Source organism: Cyanobium sp. NIES-981, from assembly GCF_900088535.1.
Taxonomy (GTDB): Bacteria; Cyanobacteriota; Cyanobacteriia; order PCC-6307; family Cyanobiaceae; genus NIES-981.
On the sequence record NZ_LT578417.1, the window covers coordinates 2,101,682 to 2,123,371 of the forward strand.

Consider the following 21,690-nt stretch of genomic DNA (forward strand, 5'->3'; position numbering starts at 1 on the left):
CCCAGGCCCACTCCGGCGTGCGATTCCACATCCAGCAGGAAAGCGACATCCCGGCGTCGACCCAGCTCTACAACCAGATCTGCTTCGCGATCGCGGCGCGGCACTATCCGCCGGGTCACCGGCTGCCCAGCACCCGCCAGCTGGCGATGCAGACCGGCCTGCACCGCAACACGATCAGCAAGGTGTACCGGCAGCTGGAGACCGATGGGGTGGTGGAGGCCATGGCGGGCTCCGGCATCTACGTGCGCGACCAGCAGAAGCCGCGCGAGATCAAGCCGCCTCCGGGCCCCCGCAGCCGGGCCCTGCCCGACCTCGACCGCCAGGTGCGCGAGAGCATCGACGGCCTGCTCAACGGCGGCTGCACCCTGCAGCAGGCCCGCGACATGCTCACCCGCGAGATCGACTGGCGCCTGCGCTGCGGGGCCCGGGTGCTGGTGAGCACGCCGCGGGAAGACATCGGCGCCTCGATGCTGATCGCCGAGGAGCTCGCCCCGAACCTGGAGGTGCCGGTGGAGGTGGTGCCGATGGAGGAGCTGGAGGGGGTGCTGGAAACCTCGAACAACGGCACGGTGGTGACCAGCCGCTACTTCCTGCAGCCGGTGGAGGAGATCGCCAAGCGCCACGGGGTGCGGGCGGTGCCGGTGGACCTCAACGACTTCCGCCACGAGCTGGGCCTGCTGAAGGAGCTGCGGGCGGGAAGCTGCGTGGGGCTGGTGAGCATCAGCCCCGGCATCCTGCGGGCCGCCGAGGTGATCCTGCACAGCCTGCGGGGCAACGAGCTGCTGGTGATGACGGCCAACCCCGACACCGGCAGCCGGCTGCTGGCGCTGCTGCGGGCGGCCAGTCATGTGCTGTGCGACCGGCCGAGCCTGCCGCTGGTGGAGCAGAGCCTGCGCCAGAACCGGGCCCAGCTGATGCGGATGCCGGTGGTGCACTGCGCCCAGAGCTACCTGGGCAGCGCCACGATCGACCAGCTGCGCAAGGAGATCGGCGTGATTGCGGCCTGAACCTCACCCCCAGGCTGACTCCCGCCTGGGCCCTCGCCCCCGGGGAACTCCCGGAGAGCTGACAAGCGGATGAAGAGATTCGAACTCTCGACCCTCTCCTTGGCAAGGAGATGCTCTACCACTGAGCTACATCCGCAGACACCACGAGCCGCGACTGGAACCGCTGCCCTGGCCTGGCCGGCATCGCCGACGGGCTGATCATGCACGAGCGGGGGCCCCTCGGTCAAACGCCACCGGGCTCCGGCAGGATGCCTGCATGTTCAAGGCAATCCGGGCCGACCTGGCGATCATCAAGGAGCGCGACCCCGCCGCCCGGGGCACGCTCGAGATCCTGCTGTGTTATCCGGGCCTGCACGCCCTGGTGCTGCACCGCATCAGCCACCGGCTGTGGTGCGGCGGCCTGCCGCTGCTGCCGCGCCTGCTCAGCCAGGTGGGGCGGCTGCTCACCGGGATCGAGATCCACCCTGGAGCGAAGATCGGCCACGGGGTGTTCATCGACCACGGCATGGGCGTGGTGATCGGCGAAACCACGGTGGTGGGCGACAACTGCCTGCTGTACCAGGGGGTGACCCTGGGCGGCACCGGCAAGGCCCATGGCAAGCGGCACCCGACCCTGGCGGAGAACGTGGTGGTGGGCGCGGGCGCCAAGGTGCTCGGCGCGATCCTGGTGGGGGCCAACACCCGCATCGGGGCTGGCTCGGTGGTGCTGCGCGACGTGGGGCCGGACTCCACCGTGGTGGGCATCCCCGGCCGGGTGGTGCACCAGAGCGGCGTGCGGGTGGATCCGCTGGCCCACTCGGCCCTGCCCGACACCGAGGCGCGGGTGATCCGCAACCTGATGGAGCGGATCGACGCGCTGGAGGGCGAGCTGACACGGGCCCAGGCCTGCCTGCGCGCGGTGGCGGCGGGGCGGCCCCTGCCGGAGCCCTGCCGCGGCGAGGCCCAGAACCTCAAAGACCGGGAGATCCTGGAGTTCCTGGGCGACAACCCCGGCACCACCAGCTGAAGCCTGGACTCCGGACCCTCAGACCGTGGCGCCCTGGGGGGCGGGGGCCGGCTGGAACATGAACATCGAGTAGATCACATTGCGGCGCATCTGGGTCATCATCTCGAGGAACATGTCGTAGCCCTCGTTCTTGTATTCGATCAGCGGATCCTTCTGGCCGTAGCCGCGCAGGCCCACGGATTCGCGCAGGGCGTCCATGGCCTGCAGGTGCTCGCGCCAGAGGGTGTCAATCTGCTGGAGGATGAAGAAACGCTCGGCCTCCCGCATCAGGCCGGGCCGCTGCGCCTCGATCTGGCCCTCCTTGATGTCATAGGCGTTGCGCATCTGCTCCTGCAGGAAGGCCTTGAGCTCCTCGGTGCCGAGGCCCTTGAGCTGGTCGGGCTCGAGATCCTCCAGCAGGTAGATGAACTCCTTCACCTTGGCCACCAGGCGGCTGAGGTCCCACTCCTCCGGCGGCAGATCGGGATTCACGTAGGCCTCCACGATGTCGTCGATGGTGCGCTCGCCATAGCCGATCACCTGCTGCTTGAGCTCGCGGCCCTCCAGCACGCGGCGGCGCTCGGCATACACCGCCTTGCGCTGGTTGTTCATCACCTCGTCGTACTCGAACACCTGCTTGCGGATGTCGTAGTAATAGGTTTCCACCTTCTTCTGGGCCCCCTCCAGCGAGCGGGTGAGCATGCCCGATTCGATCGGCATGTCCTCCTCCACCCGGAAGGCATTCATCAGGCCAGCCACCCGGTCGCCGCCGAAGATGCGCAGCAGGTTGTCCTCCAGAGAGAGGAAGAAGCGGGTGGAGCCGGGGTCACCCTGGCGGCCGGCGCGGCCCCGCAGCTGGTTGTCCACCCGGCGGGACTCATGGCGCTCGGTGCCGATCACGTGCAGGCCGCCGGCTTCGCGCACCTTGGCCTCCTCCTGCTTCACCACCGCGTCGTAGGTGGCCTTCACGGCCGTGATGCGCTCGCGCAGCTGCTGGATCTGGGGGTCGTCGGTGGGGGCCTTCTCGGCGGCCTGGGCGATGCGGTCCTCCAGTTCGAGCACGGTGAGGGCCCGATCACCCCAGGCCTTCACCAGCTCGCGGGAGAGGGTCACCAAGGCGAGCTCCTGCTCCTCGGGCAGCTCGCAGGGATAGAGGGCGCCGATGGCCTTGGCCTCGCTGGGAGCGGAACCGTTGGGAGCAGCCCCCTTGCCGCCCTTGCCGCCGCCGAAGCCGGAGGCCTCGGCGGAGCGCTGCAGCGGCACCGGCGGGCGGTGGCCCTCCTCGGGCCGCACCAGCACGGGCAGCAGCACCTCCCGCAGCTTGAGGCGGGCCATGTAGTCGCTGTTGCCGCCGAGGATGATGTCGGTGCCGCGGCCGGCCATGTTGGTGGCGATGGTCACGGCGCCGGCGCGGCCGGCCTGGGCCACGATCTCGGCCTCCCGCTCCACGTTCTCGGGCTTGGCATTGAGCAGGTTGTGGGGGATCTGCTGCTCGGCCAGCAGGGCGGAGAGCAGCTCCGACTTCTCCACGCTGGTGGTGCCCACCAGCACGGGGCGGCCGGAGGTGTTCACCTCGGCGATCTCCAGGGCCACGGCGCGCCACTTGGCGGGCTCGGTCTTGTACACCTGGTCGGTCCAGTCGGCCCGGGAGCGGGGCCGGTTGGTGGGCACCACGGTGACCTCGAGCTTGTAGGTCTTCTCGAACTCCACCTCCTCGGTCTTGGCGGTGCCGGTCATGCCGGCGAGGCGGGGATAGAGCAGGAAGAAGTTCTGGTAGGTGATCGAGGCGAGGGTCTGGGTTTCGGGCTGGATCGGCAGGGCCTCCTTGGCTTCGATCGCCTGGTGCTGGCCATCGCTCCAGCGGCGGCCCGGCATCACCCGGCCGGTGAACTCATCCACGATCACGGCATCGCTGCCGCGCACGATGTAGTTCACGTCCTTGATGAACAGCTCCTTGGCCTTGAGGGCGTTGTTGATGTAGTGGGCCCAGGGGTCGGCCGGATCGAACAGATCGCTTACCCCCAGCATCTGCTCGGCCTTGGCGAAGCCCTCGTCGGTGAGGGTGCAGCTGCGCTGCTTTTCGTCCACCTCATAGTCGCCCTCGGGATCGATGCCGTCCTTGCCCAGCTCGGCGGCCCGCACCAGCCGCGCCGCCACCTCGGCGGCCTTGTGGTATTTCTCCTGGGGCCGCTCCACCTGGCCGGAGATGATCAGCGGCGTGCGGGCTTCGTCGATCAGGATCGAGTCGACTTCGTCGATCACGCAGTAGTGGAAGTCACGCTGCACCACCTCGGCGATGTCGGTGGCCATGTTGTCGCGCAGGTAGTCGAATCCGAGCTCACTGTTGGTGGCGTAGGTGATGTCGCAGGCGTAGTTGTCGCGCCGTTCGTAGGGCGTCATGTCCTGCTGGATCAGCCCCACCGAAAGACCGAGGAAGCGGTGGATCTGGCCCATCCACTCGGCGTCACGGCGGGCCAGGTAGTCGTTCACCGTCACCACGTGCACGCCGCGGCCGGTGAGGGCGTTGAGGTAGCTGGGCAGGGTGGCCACCAGCGTCTTGCCTTCGCCGGTCTTCATCTCGGCGATCTGGCCGTCGTGCAGCACCATGCCGCCGATCAGCTGCACGTCGAAGTGGCGCATGCCGAGCACCCGCTTGCCGGCCTCGCGCACCACGGCGAAGGCCTGGGGCAGCAGCTCATCCAGCAGCTTGCGCTCCCGCTCCAGGGTGGCCTCGGTGCTCAGCCCGCGGCTGCGGCAGTCCTCCTGGTGGCTGGCGAGCTTCTGGCGGAACTCGGCGGTGAGACCGCGCAGCTCGTCGTCGGAGAGCGGGGCGATCTCCTCCTCCAGCAGGTTCACGTCAGAGACGACCGGCTGGTGGCGCTTCAGCTTGCGGGCATTGGGATCACCCAGCAGGAGCTTGAGCATGGTGAGATCGGCTACCGGGGCAGTACCGGCAGCCTACCGAGGCTGGCCGGCCACACCGGTGGCGCTGCCAGGGGCCGGGGGCCGGTAGTCGGGCACCAGGCGCCGCAGCACCGCGAGGGCGCCGGGCTCATCCCAGCGGCGCAGGGCCGCCTCCATGGCGGCCAGCAGCACGGTGAGCTGCGGCGGCGACAGCGAAGCTTCACGGGCCCGACGGATCAGGGGATGGGCGGTGGGGTCGCTGGCGGCCGCCAGCAGCAACTCCTCGTGCAGTTTCTCGCCGGGCCGCAGACCGGTGTAGTGGATCTCGATCTCACCGTCGGGGTGATCGGCATCCCGCACGCTGGCACCGGAGAGCTGGATCATCTGGCGGGCCAGGTCGGCGATCCGCACGGGCTCGCCCATGTCGAGCAGGAACACCTCACCGCCGCTGGCCATGGCACTGGCCTGGAGCACCAGCTGCACGGCCTCGGGGATGGTCATGAAGAAGCGGGTGATCTCCGGGTGGGTCACGGTGAGGGGGCCGCCGGCGGCGATCTGGCGGCGGAACAGGGGCACCACGGAGCCGGAGGAGCCGAGCACGTTGCCGAAGCGCACCATCGAGCAGATGGTGCCGCCTGGGTGGGCCCGCTGGGCAGCGGCGGCGTTCTGCACCAGGAGTTCGCACACCCGCTTGCTGGCACCCATGGCGTTGGTGGGGCGCACGGCTTTGTCGGTGGAGATGAGGGTGAAGCGCTCCAGGCCGCAGGCGAGGGAAGCCAGCAGGGCGCTGCGGGTGCCGAAGATGTTGTTGGCCAGCCCGGCACAGATGTTGGCCTCCACCAGTGGCACGTGCTTGTAGGCCGCCGCATGGAACAGCACCTGCACGGCATGACTCCGCAGCAGCCGCTCCACCAGGGCCTGCTCGGCCACATCGCCGAGAACCTCGATCACCGGCACGTCCGTGACCGAGGAAGCCAGCTCCTGACCGATCGCGTAGAGGGCCAGTTCGCTGCGCTCGAGCAGCACCAGCCGGGCCGGACGCAGCCGCAGGATCTGGTGGCAGAGCTCGGCACCGATCGAGCCGCCCGCGCCGCTCACCAGCACACTGCGGCCACTGATCGCCTCCGCCAGCAGGGCAGGGTCGGGAGGCACGCTCTCGCGACCGAGCAGGTCCTCGATCGGCACCGGCCGCAGGGTGTCGATCCTGGCGCGGCCGGAGGCGATCTCCTCCACCGAGGGCACCTGCAGCACCGGCACGCCGTAGCCCTGCAGCCTGGCCAGCAACCGCCGCCGTTCGGCCTGGGGCAGCGACGGCGTGGAGAGGATGAGCTGATCCACCCGGCCGCTGCGCAGCAGCCGGGGCAGGTGTCCGGGCGGCAGCACCGGCACCCCGTAGAGGGTGCGGTGCCAGAGGCCGGGATCGTCGTCAAGAAAAGCGGCGATGCGGGTGTCGTGGCCCAGCCGCAGCGCGGCGGCCAGCTGGGCGGCGGCCGCACCGGCCCCCATGATCACCACCCGCTGCCGCCTTGGCCGGGGCCCTGACGGGGCCCGACCGAGCAGCAGGTCGCGCAGGGCGAAACGCAGGCCGCCGGTGAACACCGTGAGCAGGATCCAGAGCAGCAGCCAGCTGCTGCGGGGCGGGGCGGGCTGCTGCAGCTGCAGCCCGGCGAAGGCCACCAGCAGCACCAGCAGGGCATTGCGCACGGCGAGCTGGTAGAGCGCAGCGCTGCCCACATAGCGGGCAAGGCCCCGGTACTGCCCGCTGAGGGAATAGAGGGGCAGGCCGATCACCAGCACGGTGGGCAGCAGCCAGAGCGACTGCTGCAGCTCCGGGGGCCAGGGATCGCCCAGACGCAGCAGGAAGCTGACCCACACGGCCAGGGGCAGCAACACCACATCGGCGGCCAGCAGCGGCAGACGACGCAACAGCAGCGGGATGCGGCCGAGCCGCGGCCAGCGGATTCTCAGCGCCACCCGGGTGGCTGCGGTGGGGCGCCCACGGTAGACGTGGCGGCGAAGGGCACGGCCACCCTGCGCTCCAGCACGAGTCCGAGCAGGAGCGCGCCAGCCGCCAGGGGGAGCAGCCAGGGCCAGCCGCCCAGCCGATCGGCCAGGGCCAGCGCAGCGGTGACGCCGATGTAGAGGGCAGCGACGCGGCCGTGGCCCCAACCGGCCTGCTGCAGGCGCTGGTAGAGGTGGAGCCGATGGGCCTGCCAGAGGCGGTGGCCGGCCAGGAGTCGGCGCAGCAGGCAGAGGCCGGCATCGGCCAGCAGAGGGGTGGCCACCAGCAGCAGGGCCAGCGCGGCCGGCCAGCCCGGCGCCTGCAGCACGGCTCCGGCGAACACCGCCCCGAGATAGGTGCTGCCCGCATCACCCATGAACAGGCGGGCCGGGCTCCAGTTCCAGGGCAGGAAGCCGATCAGCGCGCCCACCAGGGGCCACAGCCCTGGCTGCGAGCCGGCGGCGGTGGCCAGCAGCACCACCAGGCAGCCGGCCACCAGGCCGTCGAGGCCATCCATGAAGTTGGTGAGGTTGATCAGGGCTGCGGCAGCGGTGGCGAGCAGCAGCGCCAGCGCCATGGTGGGCGGCTGCCCCGCCCACACCAGCACCAGGGCGGTGGCCAGCTGGGCCAGCAGGCGCAGGGCCGGGGCCAGGGAGCGACGGTCGTCGGCGAGGCCCACCAGGGCCAGGGGGAGGCAGAGGGAGGGCATGCCGCTGCCCAGCAGCAGGGCGCCACCGCTGCCCACCAGGGCAAACACGATGCCGCCGCCGCGGGGGGTGACGCGCCGGTGGGCACTGCGGGGGTTGGGCTGGTCGGGCAGCCAGCGACCCAGCAGGGGCAGCAGCAGAGCCAGCAGGGCCGAGGAGAGCAGGGCGGCCGCCGCGGTGACGCTCAGGAGCGGGGGCACGGACGGCGGCATCGGCCTAGCCCCCGCGCCGCTCGAGCAGGGTGAAGGGCTCGAAGCTCACGCTGATGCCGAACTCCTCAGCGAACTCGAGCACGCGGCACCAGGCCCGGTTGTCCCGCAGGATGCCCCGCAGGATCACCGGCGCCGGGCCGCTGAGCAGGGTCATCTCGAACAGGGGCCAGCCCACCTGCGGCTGCACCTGATCGGCGCGGAAACTGGGCACCACATCGAGGCTGCCCACCAGGAGGCGGCGGCGGCTGGCCTCCCAGGCATAGGGGATCTCATAGCGGAGCAGCAGGTCGGCGGCGCGGGCCCAGGAGCTGCCGTGCTCGTCGATCTCCACATCCAGCTCCTGGCCGCGGACCTGCATCGTCGCGGAGCGGCGGAAGACGAGCGGGGCCGGCTGGCCGCCACCGGCCAGAAAGGCGCGGATGCGCTGCCGCAGCTCATCGCCGCCGCTGGGCGGGCCGCCCTTGCGCAGCTGCAGGAAGTCCCAGCGCTCGCCGGTGCCGCCCCAGATCACCGGGCCGTAGTTGTCGTGCATCCAGCGGCCGTCACGGTTGGAGGCGGCCTCGGCGTGGGTCATCACCCGCTCGATCGTGATGTCGGCCTCGCCCCAGCCCCAGCCACGGGCGATCTCGGCCGCCTCGCGGCACATGGCGTCGAGCTGGGCCTCGGTGGGCGGGATCGACCAGGGGTCGGGGCGGCCGCCCATGCAGGCGCAGGAGAGGGCCACCGCATTGCTGTTGCGGCGCCAGGTGTGGGCCGGCAGATCGATCGTGTAGGCGTGCAGCCGGTGCAGGGTGCCGTCGCCGGCGATGATCGAGTGGTAATGCCCCGGCCGCACCCAGTCGTAGGGCGTGGCGGCCCAGTGCAGGTAGATCGTGGCCGGCATCGGGGTGGGCGGTGGCCTCGGCACCTGGGTGGACGGTAGCGGTGCCCCCTGGCACCGCCAGGCATGGTGGTGGGGAGCCCACACCCTGTGGGCATCAGGCCCTGCTGCCGCCCATGCCCCGCCACCGCTCCCGCCGCTCCGGCCCAGCCCGGCGTCCGCGCCGTCCTCCCGCGGAGTACCGCCTTGTGCTGGAACCGAACCGAATCGAGAAGCAGTACTGGCGCGATCTGTGGCGCTACCGGGAGCTGTTCTGGATCCTGGCCTGGCGCGACATCGCCGTGCGCTACAAGCAGACGGCGATTGGCGTGGGCTGGGCCCTGATCCGGCCGCTGCTGACGATGCTGGTGTTCACGCTGGTGTTCGGCCGGCTGGCCCGGCTGCCGAGCGAGGGGGAGGCCCCCTATGCAGTGCTGGTGTTCTCCGGCCTGCTGCCCTGGCAGTTCTTCAGCACAGCGCTGAGCAGTTGCGCCGACAGCCTGGTGGACAACGCCAACCTGCTCACCAAGGTGTATTTCCCACGACTGATCGTGCCGGCGGCGGCGGTGATCAGCAGCTTCGTGGATGCCCTGATCGCGTTGGCGATCCTGGCTGGGTTAATGCTGTGGTTCCAGTGGTGGCCAAGTTGGCGGGTGCTCTCACTGCCGTTCTGGATGATCCTGGCGTTTGCGGCGAGCATGGGGCCTGGCCTGTGGCTGGCCAGCCTGAACGTGCAATACCGCGACTTCCGCTACGTGGTGCCATTCCTGGTGCAGTTCGGTCTCTACGTAAGCCCGGTGGGCTTCTCCAGCGCCCTGGTGCCGGAGCGGTGGCAGCTGCTCTATGCCCTCAACCCGATGGTGGGGGTGATCGAGGGCTTCCGGTGGGCCATCATCGGGAAAGGTGCCATGCTCAACCCAGCCGGCTTTTGGCTTTCGATGGCGATCGTGGCGCTGCTGCTTGTCACGGGAGTGCGCCAGTTCCGCGGGATGGAAAAGCGGTTTGCGGATGTGATCTGAGATGGCCAACTCTGACGTGGTGATCCGGGTGGAGGGCCTGGGCAAGAAGTACTCCCTCCACCATGGGGGGCGGGAGAGCTACACAGCCCTGCGCGATGTGATCGCTCGCCGGGCCAGAGCCGCTGGACGGCTGCTGAACCCGTTCACCCTGGCGGGACAGCTGCAGAAAGCCAGACGGCAGTCTGCCCAGGCGCGAAACGCCCGTGAAGAGGAGTTCTGGGCCCTCAAGGATGTGAGCTTCGAGATCCGGCGTGGAGAACGGGTGGGCATCATCGGGCGCAATGGTGCGGGCAAGAGCACGCTGCTGAAGATCCTGAGCCGCATCACCGAACCCACTACCGGCCGCGTGGAGATCAGCGGGAGGGTGGCGAGCCTGCTGGAGGTGGGCACAGGGTTTCATCCCGAGCTCACAGGGCGAGAGAATATTTATCTGAATGGAGCAATCCTAGGGATGACCCGGCGGGAAATTTGCGGAAAGTTCGACGAGATCGTTGACTTTGCAGAAGTGGAGAGATTTCTCGATACGCCCGTGAAGCGATATTCGAGCGGAATGTATGTCCGACTCGCCTTCTCCGTGGCAGCACATTTAGAACCAGAGATACTTTTCGTGGATGAAGTGCTTTCCGTGGGAGACGCAGGGTTTCAGAAGAAGTGTCTGGGGAAGATGAAAGACACCTCCGCTACCGGCAGATCACTACTGTACGTAAGCCACAATCTAAGCGCAGTATCAGCCCTGTGCAAGAATTCAATTTTACTCAGCCAAGGAAATCTATCTTTCGCTGGAGCAACAGCAAATGCCCTGAAGAAATACCAAGATGATCCCGGAAAACTACAGAAAAGAAGCTCATCATGCAAGTTTTTTGACATTATTTCGTCTTCTCTTGAACTCATAGGAACTAACGTGCTGCAGATAAACCTGGCCCTCCTCGGCCATAAAGAGGGATGTTCATGCTATTTTGCTTTTGATATCAGAGAGACTCGATATGATTTAGTGGCAGGACAAGCGTTTACTTACGACAAAGGCCCGCATAGAGTAGAGGAAGGATTTCAACTTTTCTCATTTACTATCAAGCTACCAAATCTAGTCCCAGGACATTACGACGTGTCTTGCTGGATAGGCAGCTATCACACGTCAACTTTTATCAGTGGACACCTGGTTGGAGATTTTAGCATCATAACGAGTCCTACCCGAGGAAGGCTGTTCCCGCACACAATAGACCATGGCCTCATTGTGTTCGACATTGAGACAACCAGAGTTAGCCAGTATACTCAATAGGTGTTCATACTAGCTCTGTCCATATCTTTTGTTTTCCCGATCAGTGTAGAATCAAATGAACATCAGGAAGATTGCCACATTCACAAAAGATATCCCGGGGCTATGTAAAGAACACTATATGCTTCAAAAGCATTTGCAAGTATTTTCCCATACGACACGAAAAGAGAGACTTTGCATTTATAGAACAGCGAGGAACCTTCCACAGAATAGTAGAGTTCTAGAGATAGGGTCACACTTAGGCTCGTCTGCACTACTCATTTGCTTAGGGATACAAAGCAAGGGCGGGAGGCTATACTGCGTAGATACATGGAACAATGAAACAATGCCAGATGGGCTTAAGGATACCTTCGAGGAATTTAGGCTGAATACCTTACAGTACTCAAAAATAGTTACTCCAATCAGAAAGAACAGTTGCTCACTAGCTTTTGCCGACTTGAATACCTGTCTAGACATGGCATTCATTGATGGCGACCATTCTGAAAAGGCCGTCAGAGGCGATTTTGAGAAAGTCGCACGCTACCTGAAACCGCACGGTCTTCTTCTATTTCACGACGTAACTCATTACCCAGGGGTAAATAAGGTTGTAGGGGAAGCAATGGCCGCATCTAAGTGGCAGCTCATACGCTTAGTCGATTCACTAGCAGTGCTAGAGAAAGTCTAACATCTAATATCGGGTAATAACCAATGGAACACATTACTTACTCCATAGCAATATGCAGCCACAATCCGGATTTACGGTTGCTTCACAGACTCCTATATGCAATCAATAGCCTTCAAGGGTTGCACGAAGCGCAGAGCATCGTCCTAGTCGATAATAATTCTTCTCCTCCACTTAACAAGGATGGAGCGGTGGTTAGCTTTCTTGCATCTACTCCTTCCGCAAGATATGTTGTCGAAGAGAAACAAGGACTGACTTACGCTAGACTTCGAGCCATACGTGAAACAGACTCGGATATTCTCATTTTCCTTGATGACGATAATGAGCCGTGCGCCAACTACTTAGAACATATACGTAATGCATTCTACACTTACCCAAATAGCGGGGCATGGGGCCCGGGAAGAGTCTCAGTAGAATTTGTTGACAGAACTCCAGAGGAAGTCAAACGTTATTCGAATGTCTTTCAGAAGCGAGACACACCATTTGGCTATGCATGTACGCCAGGCGAGTGGAATTCTTTTTGCCCCTTCGGAACAGGACTTGCCGTAAGGCGTATAGTATTAGATTCATATGCTAATGCATACGAGCAGGGGAGGCTCACTAGAAGTGATCGGAGGGGTAAGTCACTATCAAGCGCTGGAGATATTCAAATCGTTTGGCAAGCTTTCAATCTTGGTTATTCCGCAGGAGTGCTACCGGATCTTACATGCAACCATATGATTAATTCTAGCAAAGCAAACAGCAACTACATTTTCAGGCTCAGCTTTTGGACGGCGAGCTCTTATCTGCCCGCACTATCCGAGTCATTTCCTCAACTGATTCCCATGCGCACAAAGAAGAGAGGCTTGCTCTTCATATTGTCATTTGCCTTCTCGAAATACTGCCTTACTATGATTTTAAATCTTCTTGCTCCTAAAGGCCGTTTGGGCCGAACAATGGCTTATGCACGCTGGCTGGGCAATGAGCATGGCAGGCTTACCGCCTGGCAAGATCAAGCATCTTTAACAGTACTAAGAATCGCACTATTTCTGCGAGTAGCATAGACGCTCCCGAGTCAAGCGGAATGGTCACCTGCAGGCAAGCAGAGATTGTCCAGCCATATAGATTCACACATGCCAAGAATCCTAAGTTAGTGCTGGCAAAGGGTTGGCCATTGCGCTGTGAGAGACCAACCATAATTCAAGAAGACAATAGCCCATTTGCCCTAAAGATTATTGAATAGCCAACTCAGGTGGTGGTTAATTGGTAACACATGAAGACACCTGTCCTTCTGATCGCCTGGCGCCGCCCCCACACCTTGCGTCAGGTCATCGACGCCATCCGGCCAGTCGCCCCGTGCCGGCTGTTCGTCGCCTGCGACGGCCCCAACCCCGAACGGCCAGGTGAGGCCGAGAAGGTCGCGGCCACAAGGACAGTGATCGAAGAGGAGATCGACTGGCCCTGTGAGATGCAGCAGCTCTATTCCGATTCCAACCAGGGTTGCCGGCTCGGTGTCAGCCGCGCCATCACCTGGTTCTTCGAGCAGGTGGAAGAGGGGATCATCCTGGAAGACGACTGCGTTCCCCATCCAGACTTCTTCCCCTACTGCACGGAGCTGCTCGAGCGCTACCGCCACGACACCCGGGTGTGGTGCATCAGTGGCAACAACTTCCAGAATGGCCGATGGCGTGGCGACGGCAGCTACTACTTCAGCCGCTACAACCACTGCTGGGGCTGGGCCACCTGGCGCCATTGCTGGAGCCATTACGACAGGGAGCTTCTCCATTGGCCATCTCTGAAAGCTTCAGGCCTACTCGGGTCAATCTTTGAGAATTCACGGGAAGCCAAGTACTGGACACGAATCTGGGACCGCCTACTTCACGAAGGCAAGCCTGACACCTGGGATTACCAATGGACCCTCACCTGCCTGATGAACGGAGGAATAACGGCACTCCCCAACAGAAATCTCGTGACGAACATCGGATTTGCGATGGATGCGTGCCACACGACAACGGCGCCCAGTTCAGCAATGCCACTTAGCAACTTCGTAAATGCAACTTCGCCTTCAGGCCTGTTCCCGCTTCGGCATCCTGGCTTCACGTTGCAAGACAAGTCTGCCGACGCCTATACCTATAAGCACCATTTCAGCATAAGTCTGGCTCTTCGCCTTGGCCAGCGGCTTCAACTGGGAAAGCCCCGCCGATCAGCCAGGACAAGACTCGAAAGCAATGATTGAACTCAAGAGATACAAACTTACGGCCACTGAGAAGAAAGATCTTGAGAACTACCTTAACCAAGTTGGAGCAAATCCTTCCCTAGAACAGATTTGGAACCTGATGGATCAAGCATGGCACCGAGCGGGCTGCCGCCAAAGCAACTATGAAGCACGTAACTACAATAGATTCTATGCGGATCCTGTCTGGCTCCTGAACGGCATCTACATCGAACAGGATCCAGTATCCATGGGCCATCGACACTCAATCGCCAACGCAGTGGCCTCGCTTGGACCAAAGCGGATTCTCGATTTTGGCGGTGGCTTTGGCACTTTGGCCAGGCTGATGGCAGATCGCCTGCCTGCCTCGCAGATCTTCATCTACGATCCTTTCCCTCCAGCTCATGGGGTAGAGATTTGCAAACCGTATCCAAACATCACCTACATCGATACGCTCACGGCTCACCAATACGATGCCTTGGTCTGCACTGATGTACTGGAGCATCTGCACGATCCTCTGTGCCTGCTTGCCGAGCTGGTGGAAACGGTAAAGCCAAGAGGGCATCTCTTCATTGCCAACTGCTTTGAGCCGGTGATCCTCTGTCATCTTCCCTGCACCTTTCATCTCCGCTATTTTTTTAGCTGGTGCGTAAAACCTCTCGGCCTGCACAAGATAGGGCACTGCCAAGGCAGCCATGCGTGGATCTATCAACGAAGCTCTGAAGAAGCCCCAAATCTCAGCAGGGCACGGTTGCACGAGACGCTGGCCAAAGCTCTTCATCCCCTTCTTTCCTGGCTTGTCCTCACAGCCCGCCACATGGTGCGAGCACTGAGAAAGCTTCCCATTTTCGGTGCAGCCCGTTGAGGATCTGCCACCTCTCTTTCACGGATGGGAAGGGTGGCGCAGCCCGCGCCGCCTGTCGCATCCACGCCGCGCTTCAGGCACGAGAGGCACCCGAGATCAGCAGCGCCATGCAGGTCGCTATCAAACAGAGCGACGATTCCAGCATCCATGGACCCCTGGGGAAGCGGAGGGCGCTGCCTATGGCGCGCAACGCACTCGGCAGCCTGCTGCCAGCTCTGCAGCACACAGCCAACCCGGTGCTCCATTCCCCCGCCTGGCTCCCCTGTCGACTCGACAGGGAACTCAACGCCTTCGACGCCGATCTGCTGCATCTGCACTGGGTGCAGGGGGAGATGCTCTCAATCGAGGCCATCGGCCGGTTGCACAAGCCGCTGGTGTGGACTCTGCATGACGGCTGGGCTTTCTGTGGCAGCGAGCACTATCCCGATGGTGCGGAGGATCGCCGCTACCAGCAGGGCTACCACCGCGGCAACAGGCCGCCGAACCATCACGGCCTGGATCTTGACCGCTGGTGCTGGCAGCGCAAACGCAGGCACTGGAAACGACCCATGCAGCTCGTATGCCCAAGCCGCTGGCTGGCCAGCTGCGTGGAGCGCTCAGCGCTGCTGCGCGACTGGCCCGTGAGGGTGATTCCCCATCCCCTGCCCACAGACCTCTACCGGCCCTGGCCCCAGGCCCTGGCGCGGCAACTGTTTGCCCTGCCGGCAGAGGCGCCGCTACTGCTGTTCGGTGCCATCGGCGGCAGCCGTGACCCTCGCAAGGGCTGGGATCTGCTTGCCCCTGCCCTGCAACAGCTGGCCCACACCCAGCCCAGCCTCCAGGTTGTGGTGTTCGGCCAGTCGGAGCCGGCGGATCCTCCCCGCCTCGGACTGCCGATCCACTACGTGGGTGCCCTCCACGACAACCAAGCCCTGGCGCTGCTCTACTCCAGCGCCGATGTGATGGTGGTGCCCTCCCGCATGGAGGCTTTAGGGCAGACGGCCTCGGAGGCCCAGGCATGCGGCGTGCCCGTGGTGGCCTTCAACGCCACCGGCCTGCCCGATGTAGTGGAACACCTGCGCACCGGCTATCTGGCTGCCCCCTTCGATCCCACTGACCTTGCCGCGGGCATCCGGTGGGTGCTGGAGGACGACGAGCGTCGGAGCAAGCTCGGGGCGATGGCGAGGTCGCGGGCAGCTCAGCTCTGGCAGCCAGCAGGGATCGCACGGCAGTACCTGGAGGTGTACGAGCAAGCCAGAGACGCCTGGAATGGGTAACGCGAGCAGGGAACCAGCCTCGCCACAGCCCCCGCCGGACAACCATCGGGTGCTGGCAGTGGTGGTGACCTTCCGCCCTGATCTGGAGCAGCTGGGGCACACCCTCAGCAGCCTCAGCCATCAGGTCTCCGGCCTTGCCCTGGTGGACAACACTCCGGAAGGCATCCAGATCAACCTGAAGCACTTTCAACAGGAAGGAGAACAACGGGGCACAGAGCCCTGGATCTTCTGGCCGAATCACCGCAATCTCGGGCTGGCCGCCGCCCAGAACATCGGCCTGCGGCTGGCCATCGAGCACGGCTATTCCCATGTGCTGCTGAGCGATCAGGACACCACCTTTCACGACGATGCCGTCGACCACCTGCTGGCCGCCCATGAAGCGCTCAGCCTTTCCGGCCACCGGGTGGCGGCGGTGGCCGCAGGCTTTGAGCATCCGCTCAAGCCGGCCCAGGAGGAGGTCGTGTTCCTGCGCCATGAGGGGCTGTTCTGGAAGCGTGTGCACCGGAGCCAGGGCCTCTGCCGGATCTCCTATGCGATCGCTGCCGGCACCTTGATTCCCACCGCCGTGCTGCCCCGGATCGGCCTGATGGACGAGAGCCTCTTCATCGACTGGGTGGATGTGGCGTGGTGCCTGCAGGCCGCCCGGCAGGGCTTCGAGCTCTACGGCAGCGCCGACGCCCGCACATCGCACCGGCTCGGGGAATCCATGGGGACCCTGCTGGGCCGTCCTGTAGCTCTGCACGCTGCCCAGCGCAGCTACTTCATCACCCGCAACGCCCTGCGGTTGGCCCTGCATCTGCCCGCCCCCCGGGGCCCGCAGCGTCTGCGCTTCCTCTGGCTCGCCCTGCTCTACGCCTGCGTGATGCCCTGGATCAGCGCCACGCCAGGCCTGCATGGCCGGATGGCCTGGCGGGGTGTGCGCGACGGCCTGCGCAACCGGGGCGGGCCTCTGCCCACCGCGAGACGTCAGGGGCACGCCGCATGAGCCAGCTCCAACCGAGCCCCCAGGGAGCGTCACCTCCGCTCGTTTCGGTGCTCGTGTCCACCTGCAACGCCGCGCGCTACCTACCGGGCTGCCTCGACAGCCTGCTGGCCCAGACCATTGCCGACCAGCTGGAAATCCTGGTGATCGACAGCGGCTCCCAGCAGGAGGAATCCGCCATCGTGCGCCGCTATCAGGCCGCGCACCCCAACATCCGGCTTCTGCGCACGGAGCGGGAAACCGTCTACGCCGCCTGGAATCGCGGCATCGCCATGGCCCGTGGCCGCTACCTCACCAACGCCAACACCGACGACCGCCTGGCCCCTGAGGCACTGGAGCGGCTGAGCGGGGCCCTCGAGGCCGATCCGCAGGCGGGCCTGGCCTATGCCGACGCCCTGGTGACCTCCACCGACAACGCCGGCTTCGCCGATGCCTTCGCCGGCAGCGGTGCCGTGAGCGGCTGCTTCCACTGGCCCGCCTTCGACCCGGCCCTGCTGTTGCGCGTGTGCTTCGTGGGCCCCCAGCCGCTGTGGCGCCGCCAGCTCCACGCCGCCCATGGTCTGTTCGACCCCAGCTTCCACAGCGCCGGGGACTATGAGTTCTGGCTGAGGATCTGCCGGCACACCCGGTTTGTGCACCTCCCCGCGGTGCTGGGGCTTTACCTGGAGCGGCCGGGGAGCCTGGAGCACCGCAACGCCCGCCGCAACCAGGAAGAAACCGCCCGGGCCCGGCAGCGCCACTGGGACGCCGCCTCGGGCCCCCTGCCGCCCGCCCATTCCGGTTTTCTGCGCCGCTACCGCCTGCAGGCATTCAGCCCCGACGAACCGGCCCCCGGCCGGCCGGAGGTGTCGGTGATCGTGCCCACCCGCAACCGCCCGGCCCAGCTGGCCCGAGCCCTGGAGAGCATCGCCGCCCAGACCTTCCGCAACCTGGAGGTGATCGTGGTCAACGACGGCGGTGCGGACGTGTCGGAGGTGATCCGGACAGCGCGGCCTGGCCAGGCCTCCGTGCGCTGCATCAGCCATCCCCGCTGCCTCGGTGCCGCCGCCGCCAGAAACAGCGGTCTGCGCCTCAGCCGCGGCCGCCACATCGCTTACCTCGACGACGACGACATCTTCTACCCCCGCCATCTGGAAACCCTGCTCGGCGCCGCCAGGACCCAGCAGGCGCGCTTCGTGGTGGCCCAGGCCGTGCAGGCGCGCTACGGCGCCAGGGATGGCCGGCGTCTCTGGCATCGGCTCCACCCCACCAGCCCCCTGACCCTCGAAGCCCTGCTGGTGCGGAACCGCATCCCCACCCTGGCGGTGCTGCACCACCGGGAGGCCCTGGGCACCGCCGGCTTCTTCGACGAGTCGCTTCCCACCCACGAAGACTGGGACCTCTGGATCCGCATGGTGCAGAACTTCGGTGCCGTCGTCATGGCCGAAGCCACCTGTGAGTTCCAGACCCGCTCAGGACCCGACGCCCTCACGGCCCGCCAGCGGCACAACTTCCTCGAAACGATGCGGGTGGTGCATGGGCGCTATGGCCATCTGGCCCGTGATCCGGAGGCGGTGCGGCGTCAGCAGCGGGCGGTGGAGCGGCGGCTGGAAGCCGAACTGTTCGGGGTGATGCGCTGGGTCCTGCCGGTGCTGCGCCCACTGCAGAGCACCCTGCGCACCGCGGCCTCATTCCTCAGCCACGCCTTGCTCCCACGCCTCCGGGCGTTGGCGGCCCGGCTGCGCGGCTGACGCTCACGCCACCAACCCCAGCCGCCCGCCGCTGTAGCCCCCCCGCTCCCGCACGCCCTTGCACCACTCCTGGTGCTCCAGATACCAGCGCACCGTGGCCTCCAGCCCCTGCTCGAAGGCATGGCGCGGCTGCCAGCCCAGCTCGCTGCTGATCCGGGCCGGATCGATGGCGTAGCGGCGGTCGTGGCCGGGGCGGTCGGTGACGGGGGTGATCAGATCGGCGTGGGGGGCGCCGGCGGGGCGCAGCTGATCCAGCAGGGCGCAGATCGCCGTCACCACCTGCTTGTTGGTGCGTTCGCCATGGCCGCCCACGCAGTAGCTGCGGCCCAGCTGGCCGGAGGTGGCCGCCAGCAGCAACGCGTCCACGTGGTCTTCCACGTAGAGCCAGTCGCGCACGTTGGCGCCGTCGCCGTAGAGGGGGATCGGCTCGCCGGCGGCGGCCTTGAGGATCACCACCGGAATCAGCTTCTCCGGAAACTGCCAGGGCCCATAGTTGTTGGAGCAGTTGGTGAGCACCACCGGCAGGCCGTAGGTGTGGTGCCAGGCGCTCACCAGGTGGTCGCTGGCGGCCTTGCTGGCCGAATAGGGGCTGCGCGGGTCGTAGGGGGTGGTCTCCGAGAAGCGGCCGGTCTCGCCCAGCGAGCCGAACACCTCATCGGTGCTGATGTGGTGGAAGCGGAAGGCGGATCGACGCTCCTCGGCCAGCCCCTCGTGGTGGCTCCGCACCGCCTGCAGCAGGTTGAAGGTGCCGCTCACGTTGCTGGCGATGAAGGCCTCGGGCCCCTCGATCGAGCGGTCGACATGGCTCTCGGCCGCCAGGTGCATCACCAGATCCGGGTCGGCCCGGCGCACCGCCTCGGCCGTGGCCGCCGCATCGGTGAGGTCCACCCGCAGCAGCTGGTGGCGCCCTTCCGCAGCGGCCCCCAGCGGCGCCAGCACCGCCTCGATGCTGGTGAGGTCGCTGGCGTAGCCGCACTTGTCGAGGTTGAACACCGTGGCGCCGCTCTCCGCCAGCAGGCGCCGCACCACGGCACCCCCGATGAAGCCCGCCCCGCCGGTGACCAGCACCCTCCTGCGGGATCCGAGCAGGGAGGGGAGGTCGTTCACGGCGAAAACTCCTGCGGTGGCTTGGCCAGGCGGCATCACGCTATCAGCGCTGCCGCTGGGGGCCGGAGGCTTCCGCCTCGCGCTCTGCATACAGTGCCCTCCAGCGCGCCGGACACCATGTCCGGACGCCGTTGGCCAGCCCGTGCAGCCCCCCAGCCCTCCCCATCAGCGGCGCATCTGGTTCTCGCTCGTGCTGTTCCAGCACCGCCTGCCCAGCATTCAGCCGCTGCTGGCCTCGATCCGCGCCCTGGCCGAGCAGACCCCTCGCTGGCGCACGGCCCTTGCGGTGTACGACGGCAGCCCTCCCGGCCCGGCCCTGCCCGCGGCTGCGGAACTCGAGGCCCAGCTGGGCGGTGTGCCCCTGCACTACACCCGGGGCGCGAACGTCGGCTACGGGCGCGCCCACAACAGCAACTACGCAGCTGCCGCGCTGGATCCGGGTGATCTGTTCATCGTGACCAATCCGGACATTCGCTTCGCACCGGCTGAGCTGACGCCTCTGCTGGACTGGGTGGTCTGCAGCCCTCAGGTCTCCTGCGCCGCTCCGCTGGTGGTGGGAGACGACGGCGCCATCCAGTACTCGGCCAAACACAACCCCACCCTGCTGGCGCTGGCCCTGGGCCGCTTCCCCCTTCTGAAGGCCGTTCCAGGATTCCGCCGCTACGACCGGTTCCACAGAAACGCCTTCCGTGACTACAGCAGCGAGTGTTTTCCGAGTGCCTTTCTCTCCGGCTGCTTCCTGGTGATTCCAGCCCACAGCTACGGGGCCGTGGGCGGCTTCTGCGAGCGCTACTTCCTGCATCTGGAGGATGCGGATCTGGTGCGACGTCTCTCCTCCATCGGCCTCACCGTGCACAATCCCAAAGGAAGGGTGGTCCACAGCTGGGCCCGCGGCTCCCACAGGTCCGTGCGGCAGATGCTGTGCCTGCTGAAATCGATGCTGATCTACCGCTCGATCTGGGGGCTGAGATTTGCCTGATCGCACCGCTGGCCCGGCCCGCTTCGCTGGTTGCGGGGGGTGTGCTCCGTGAAACTGCACGTCTTCGGTGCCCGCTCCCTGGCCGGTGCCGCCTTCGCCGACCTGGCGGCGCAGTGGGCGGGTGGATCGGGCCTGCAGCTCTATGCCAGGCAGCAGCACGGCTATGCAGCCCTCGACCTGGCCCAGGCCGAGGGCCTGGCGCTGAACCCAGACGAGCCAGCCCTGGGGCTGGTGAGCTTCGCCCCCCTCTGGCTGTTCGCTCCCTTCCTGAAGCGCTGGTTGACGCGCCAGCCCCATGCAGCGGGCTGCCTGGCCGCGGTGGTGGCCTGTTCGTCCTCCTCGGCCCTCACCAAGCGGTTTGCCAGCAACGGCTCCGACCGCAGCCTGGCGGCTTGCCTGAGCCAGGCGGAGGACGATCTGCTCACCACCTGCCGTCACTACGGCATCCCCTGCGGGATCCTCCAGCCCACGCTGATCTACGGCCAGGTGGGCTCCCAGCGGGACCGCAATCTGAGCCGCCTGGTGGGGATGATGCGCCGTTGGCCCCTGGTGCCCGTTCCCTCCAGAACCGGCCTGCGGCAGCCGATCCACGCCTTCCAGCTCGCCGCCGTGGCGCTGCATCTCACCCAGCGGCTGGCAGCGGCCGGCAGCGGCGCCGGCCTGCCCGAGCGGCTCGCCGTGGGTGGTGACCAGGCGCTCACCTACAGGGCGATGCTCGAAGGCCTGCAGCAGGCCCTGCCCGCGCATCACCCCGCCCGCCGCTGCCGCCTGCTGCCGATTCCCAACCGCCTGTTCTTCCTGCTTTCGGCCCCGCTGCTGCTGGGATCCCCCAGAGCCTTTGAAGCCGTGCTGCGGCTGGCGGCCGACCTGGCCGGTTTCACCCCCAGCCATGAACTGCTGGGCCGGCCCGCCGAGCCGTTTCCACGCTGGCCCCTGGCGCTCTGAGCGGAC

The 21,690-nt window shown here is 65.6% G+C and carries 18 protein-coding genes and 1 tRNA gene; 13 read left to right on the plus strand and 6 right to left on the minus strand.

The features are described from left to right. The first annotated feature begins 17 nt into the window (after window positions 1-17). Complete coding sequence (locus CBM981_RS10680) at window positions 18-1,007, plus strand: GntR family transcriptional regulator (RefSeq protein ID WP_087068389.1); 990 nt, start codon at window positions 18-20, stop codon at window positions 1,005-1,007. Window positions 1,008-1,071: 64 nt separating this feature from the next. Here CBM981_RS10680 and CBM981_RS10685 read toward each other — a convergent pair. Continuing rightward, a tRNA-Gly gene (locus tag CBM981_RS10685) sits at window positions 1,072-1,143 on the minus strand. A gap of 27 nt (window positions 1,144-1,170) precedes the next feature. On the opposite strand from CBM981_RS10685, the gene cysE reads away from it, so the two are divergent. Then, the gene (cysE, locus tag CBM981_RS10690; protein ID WP_255376857.1) at window positions 1,171-2,013 is read left to right on the plus strand and encodes a serine O-acetyltransferase; all 843 of its coding nucleotides are present in this window, start codon (window positions 1,171-1,173) and stop codon (window positions 2,011-2,013) included. A gap of 18 nt (window positions 2,014-2,031) precedes the next feature. Here the strand turns inward: cysE and secA are convergent, their stop codons facing one another. The 4 genes from secA to CBM981_RS10710 are packed head-to-tail and all read right to left on the minus strand — an operon-like array spanning window position 2,032 to window position 8,700. Next, on the minus strand, window positions 2,032-4,917 hold the full coding sequence (gene secA, locus CBM981_RS10695; RefSeq protein ID WP_087068391.1) for a preprotein translocase subunit SecA: 2,886 nt from the start codon (window positions 4,915-4,917) through the stop codon (window positions 2,032-2,034). Between the two features lie 33 nt (window positions 4,918-4,950). After that, window positions 4,951-6,870, minus strand: coding sequence for a nucleoside-diphosphate sugar epimerase/dehydratase (locus tag CBM981_RS10700; RefSeq protein WP_087068392.1), 1,920 nt, complete (start codon window positions 6,868-6,870; stop codon window positions 4,951-4,953). Next, on the minus strand, window positions 6,861-7,817 hold the full coding sequence (locus CBM981_RS10705; RefSeq protein ID WP_087068393.1) for a glycosyltransferase family 4 protein: 957 nt from the start codon (window positions 7,815-7,817) through the stop codon (window positions 6,861-6,863). The genes CBM981_RS10700 and CBM981_RS10705 overlap by 10 nt, the downstream gene beginning before the upstream one ends. A 4-nt stretch (window positions 7,818-7,821) precedes the next feature. After that, on the minus strand, window positions 7,822-8,700 hold the full coding sequence (locus CBM981_RS10710; protein ID WP_087068394.1) for an N-acetylmuramoyl-L-alanine amidase: 879 nt from the start codon (window positions 8,698-8,700) through the stop codon (window positions 7,822-7,824). 113 nt (window positions 8,701-8,813) lie between these two features. On the opposite strand from CBM981_RS10710, the gene CBM981_RS10715 reads away from it, so the two are divergent. The 9 genes from CBM981_RS10715 (at window position 8,814) to CBM981_RS15365 (ending at window position 18,653) form a co-directional block, all read left to right on the plus strand. Continuing rightward, a complete protein-coding gene (locus tag CBM981_RS10715) occupies window positions 8,814-9,695 on the plus strand; it encodes an ABC transporter permease (protein WP_087068395.1) in 882 nt (293 codons plus the stop codon). 1 nt (window position 9,696) lies between these two features. Beyond that, window positions 9,697-10,971, plus strand: coding sequence for an ABC transporter ATP-binding protein (locus CBM981_RS15920; RefSeq protein ID WP_225867353.1), 1,275 nt, complete (start codon window positions 9,697-9,699; stop codon window positions 10,969-10,971). Between the two features lie 118 nt (window positions 10,972-11,089). Continuing rightward, window positions 11,090-11,632 carry a class I SAM-dependent methyltransferase gene (locus CBM981_RS16220; protein ID WP_225867651.1) on the plus strand — a complete coding sequence of 181 codons (543 nt, stop codon included), beginning with the start codon at window positions 11,090-11,092 and terminating at the stop codon, window positions 11,630-11,632. A gap of 23 nt (window positions 11,633-11,655) precedes the next feature. Next, window positions 11,656-12,672: a glycosyltransferase gene (locus CBM981_RS16225; RefSeq protein ID WP_087068397.1), complete on the plus strand. Its 1,017-nt coding sequence runs from the start codon at window positions 11,656-11,658 to the stop codon at window positions 12,670-12,672. Between the two features lie 254 nt (window positions 12,673-12,926). After that, window positions 12,927-13,844, plus strand: a complete 918-nt coding sequence (locus CBM981_RS15360) for a glycosyltransferase family 2 protein (protein WP_157665415.1) — start codon at window positions 12,927-12,929, stop codon at window positions 13,842-13,844. Beyond that, window positions 13,777-14,685, plus strand: coding sequence for a methyltransferase domain-containing protein (locus CBM981_RS10735; protein WP_172820876.1), 909 nt, complete (start codon window positions 13,777-13,779; stop codon window positions 14,683-14,685). Before CBM981_RS15360 ends, CBM981_RS10735 begins: the two co-directional genes overlap by 68 nt. A gap of 179 nt (window positions 14,686-14,864) precedes the next feature. Beyond that, the gene (locus tag CBM981_RS10740; protein ID WP_087068399.1) at window positions 14,865-15,941 is read left to right on the plus strand and encodes a glycosyltransferase; all 1,077 of its coding nucleotides are present in this window, start codon (window positions 14,865-14,867) and stop codon (window positions 15,939-15,941) included. A gap of 64 nt (window positions 15,942-16,005) precedes the next feature. Next, window positions 16,006-16,926, plus strand: coding sequence for a glycosyltransferase family 2 protein (locus CBM981_RS10745; protein WP_157665416.1), 921 nt, complete (start codon window positions 16,006-16,008; stop codon window positions 16,924-16,926). Then, the gene (locus CBM981_RS15365) at window positions 16,923-18,653 is read left to right on the plus strand and encodes a glycosyltransferase (RefSeq protein ID WP_157665417.1); all 1,731 of its coding nucleotides are present in this window, start codon (window positions 16,923-16,925) and stop codon (window positions 18,651-18,653) included. The genes CBM981_RS10745 and CBM981_RS15365 overlap by 4 nt, the downstream gene beginning before the upstream one ends. Before the next feature lie 3 nt (window positions 18,654-18,656). On the opposite strand, the gene rfbB is transcribed toward CBM981_RS15365, so the two are convergent. Beyond that, window positions 18,657-19,760 carry a dTDP-glucose 4,6-dehydratase gene (gene rfbB / locus CBM981_RS10755; RefSeq protein WP_225867354.1) on the minus strand — a complete coding sequence of 368 codons (1,104 nt, stop codon included), beginning with the start codon at window positions 19,758-19,760 and terminating at the stop codon, window positions 18,657-18,659. A gap of 142 nt (window positions 19,761-19,902) precedes the next feature. Between rfbB and CBM981_RS10760 the strand changes: the two genes are divergently transcribed. Together CBM981_RS10760 and CBM981_RS10765 are read left to right on the plus strand one after the other, a co-directional pair. Further along, the gene (locus CBM981_RS10760) at window positions 19,903-20,739 is read left to right on the plus strand and encodes a glycosyltransferase family 2 protein (protein WP_087068402.1); all 837 of its coding nucleotides are present in this window, start codon (window positions 19,903-19,905) and stop codon (window positions 20,737-20,739) included. A gap of 48 nt (window positions 20,740-20,787) precedes the next feature. Then, on the plus strand, window positions 20,788-21,684 hold the full coding sequence (locus CBM981_RS10765) for a hypothetical protein (RefSeq protein ID WP_157665418.1): 897 nt from the start codon (window positions 20,788-20,790) through the stop codon (window positions 21,682-21,684). Window positions 21,685-21,690: the final 6 nt, after the last annotated feature.

What these genes read in the sequence shown, in the direction of transcription:
- CBM981_RS10740 (WP_087068399.1), top strand. Translation starts at nt 14,865, where the DNA reads ATGGCGCGCAACGCACTCGGCAGCCTGCTGCCAGCTCTGCAGCACACA.
- secA (WP_087068391.1), bottom strand. Translation starts at nt 4,917, where the DNA reads ATGCTCAAGCTCCTGCTGGGTGATCCCAATGCCCGCAAGCTGAAGCGC.
- CBM981_RS10710 (WP_087068394.1), bottom strand. Translation starts at nt 8,700, where the DNA reads ATGCCGGCCACGATCTACCTGCACTGGGCCGCCACGCCCTACGACTGG.
- CBM981_RS16225 (WP_087068397.1), top strand. Translation starts at nt 11,656, where the DNA reads ATGGAACACATTACTTACTCCATAGCAATATGCAGCCACAATCCGGAT.
- CBM981_RS10705 (WP_087068393.1), bottom strand. Translation starts at nt 7,817, where the DNA reads ATGCCGCCGTCCGTGCCCCCGCTCCTGAGCGTCACCGCGGCGGCCGCC.
- CBM981_RS10715 (WP_087068395.1), top strand. Translation starts at nt 8,814, where the DNA reads ATGCCCCGCCACCGCTCCCGCCGCTCCGGCCCAGCCCGGCGTCCGCGC.
- CBM981_RS15920 (WP_225867353.1), top strand. Translation starts at nt 9,697, where the DNA reads ATGGCCAACTCTGACGTGGTGATCCGGGTGGAGGGCCTGGGCAAGAAG.
- CBM981_RS15365 (WP_157665417.1), top strand. Translation starts at nt 16,923, where the DNA reads ATGAGCCAGCTCCAACCGAGCCCCCAGGGAGCGTCACCTCCGCTCGTT.
- CBM981_RS16220 (WP_225867651.1), top strand. Translation starts at nt 11,090, where the DNA reads ATGCTTCAAAAGCATTTGCAAGTATTTTCCCATACGACACGAAAAGAG.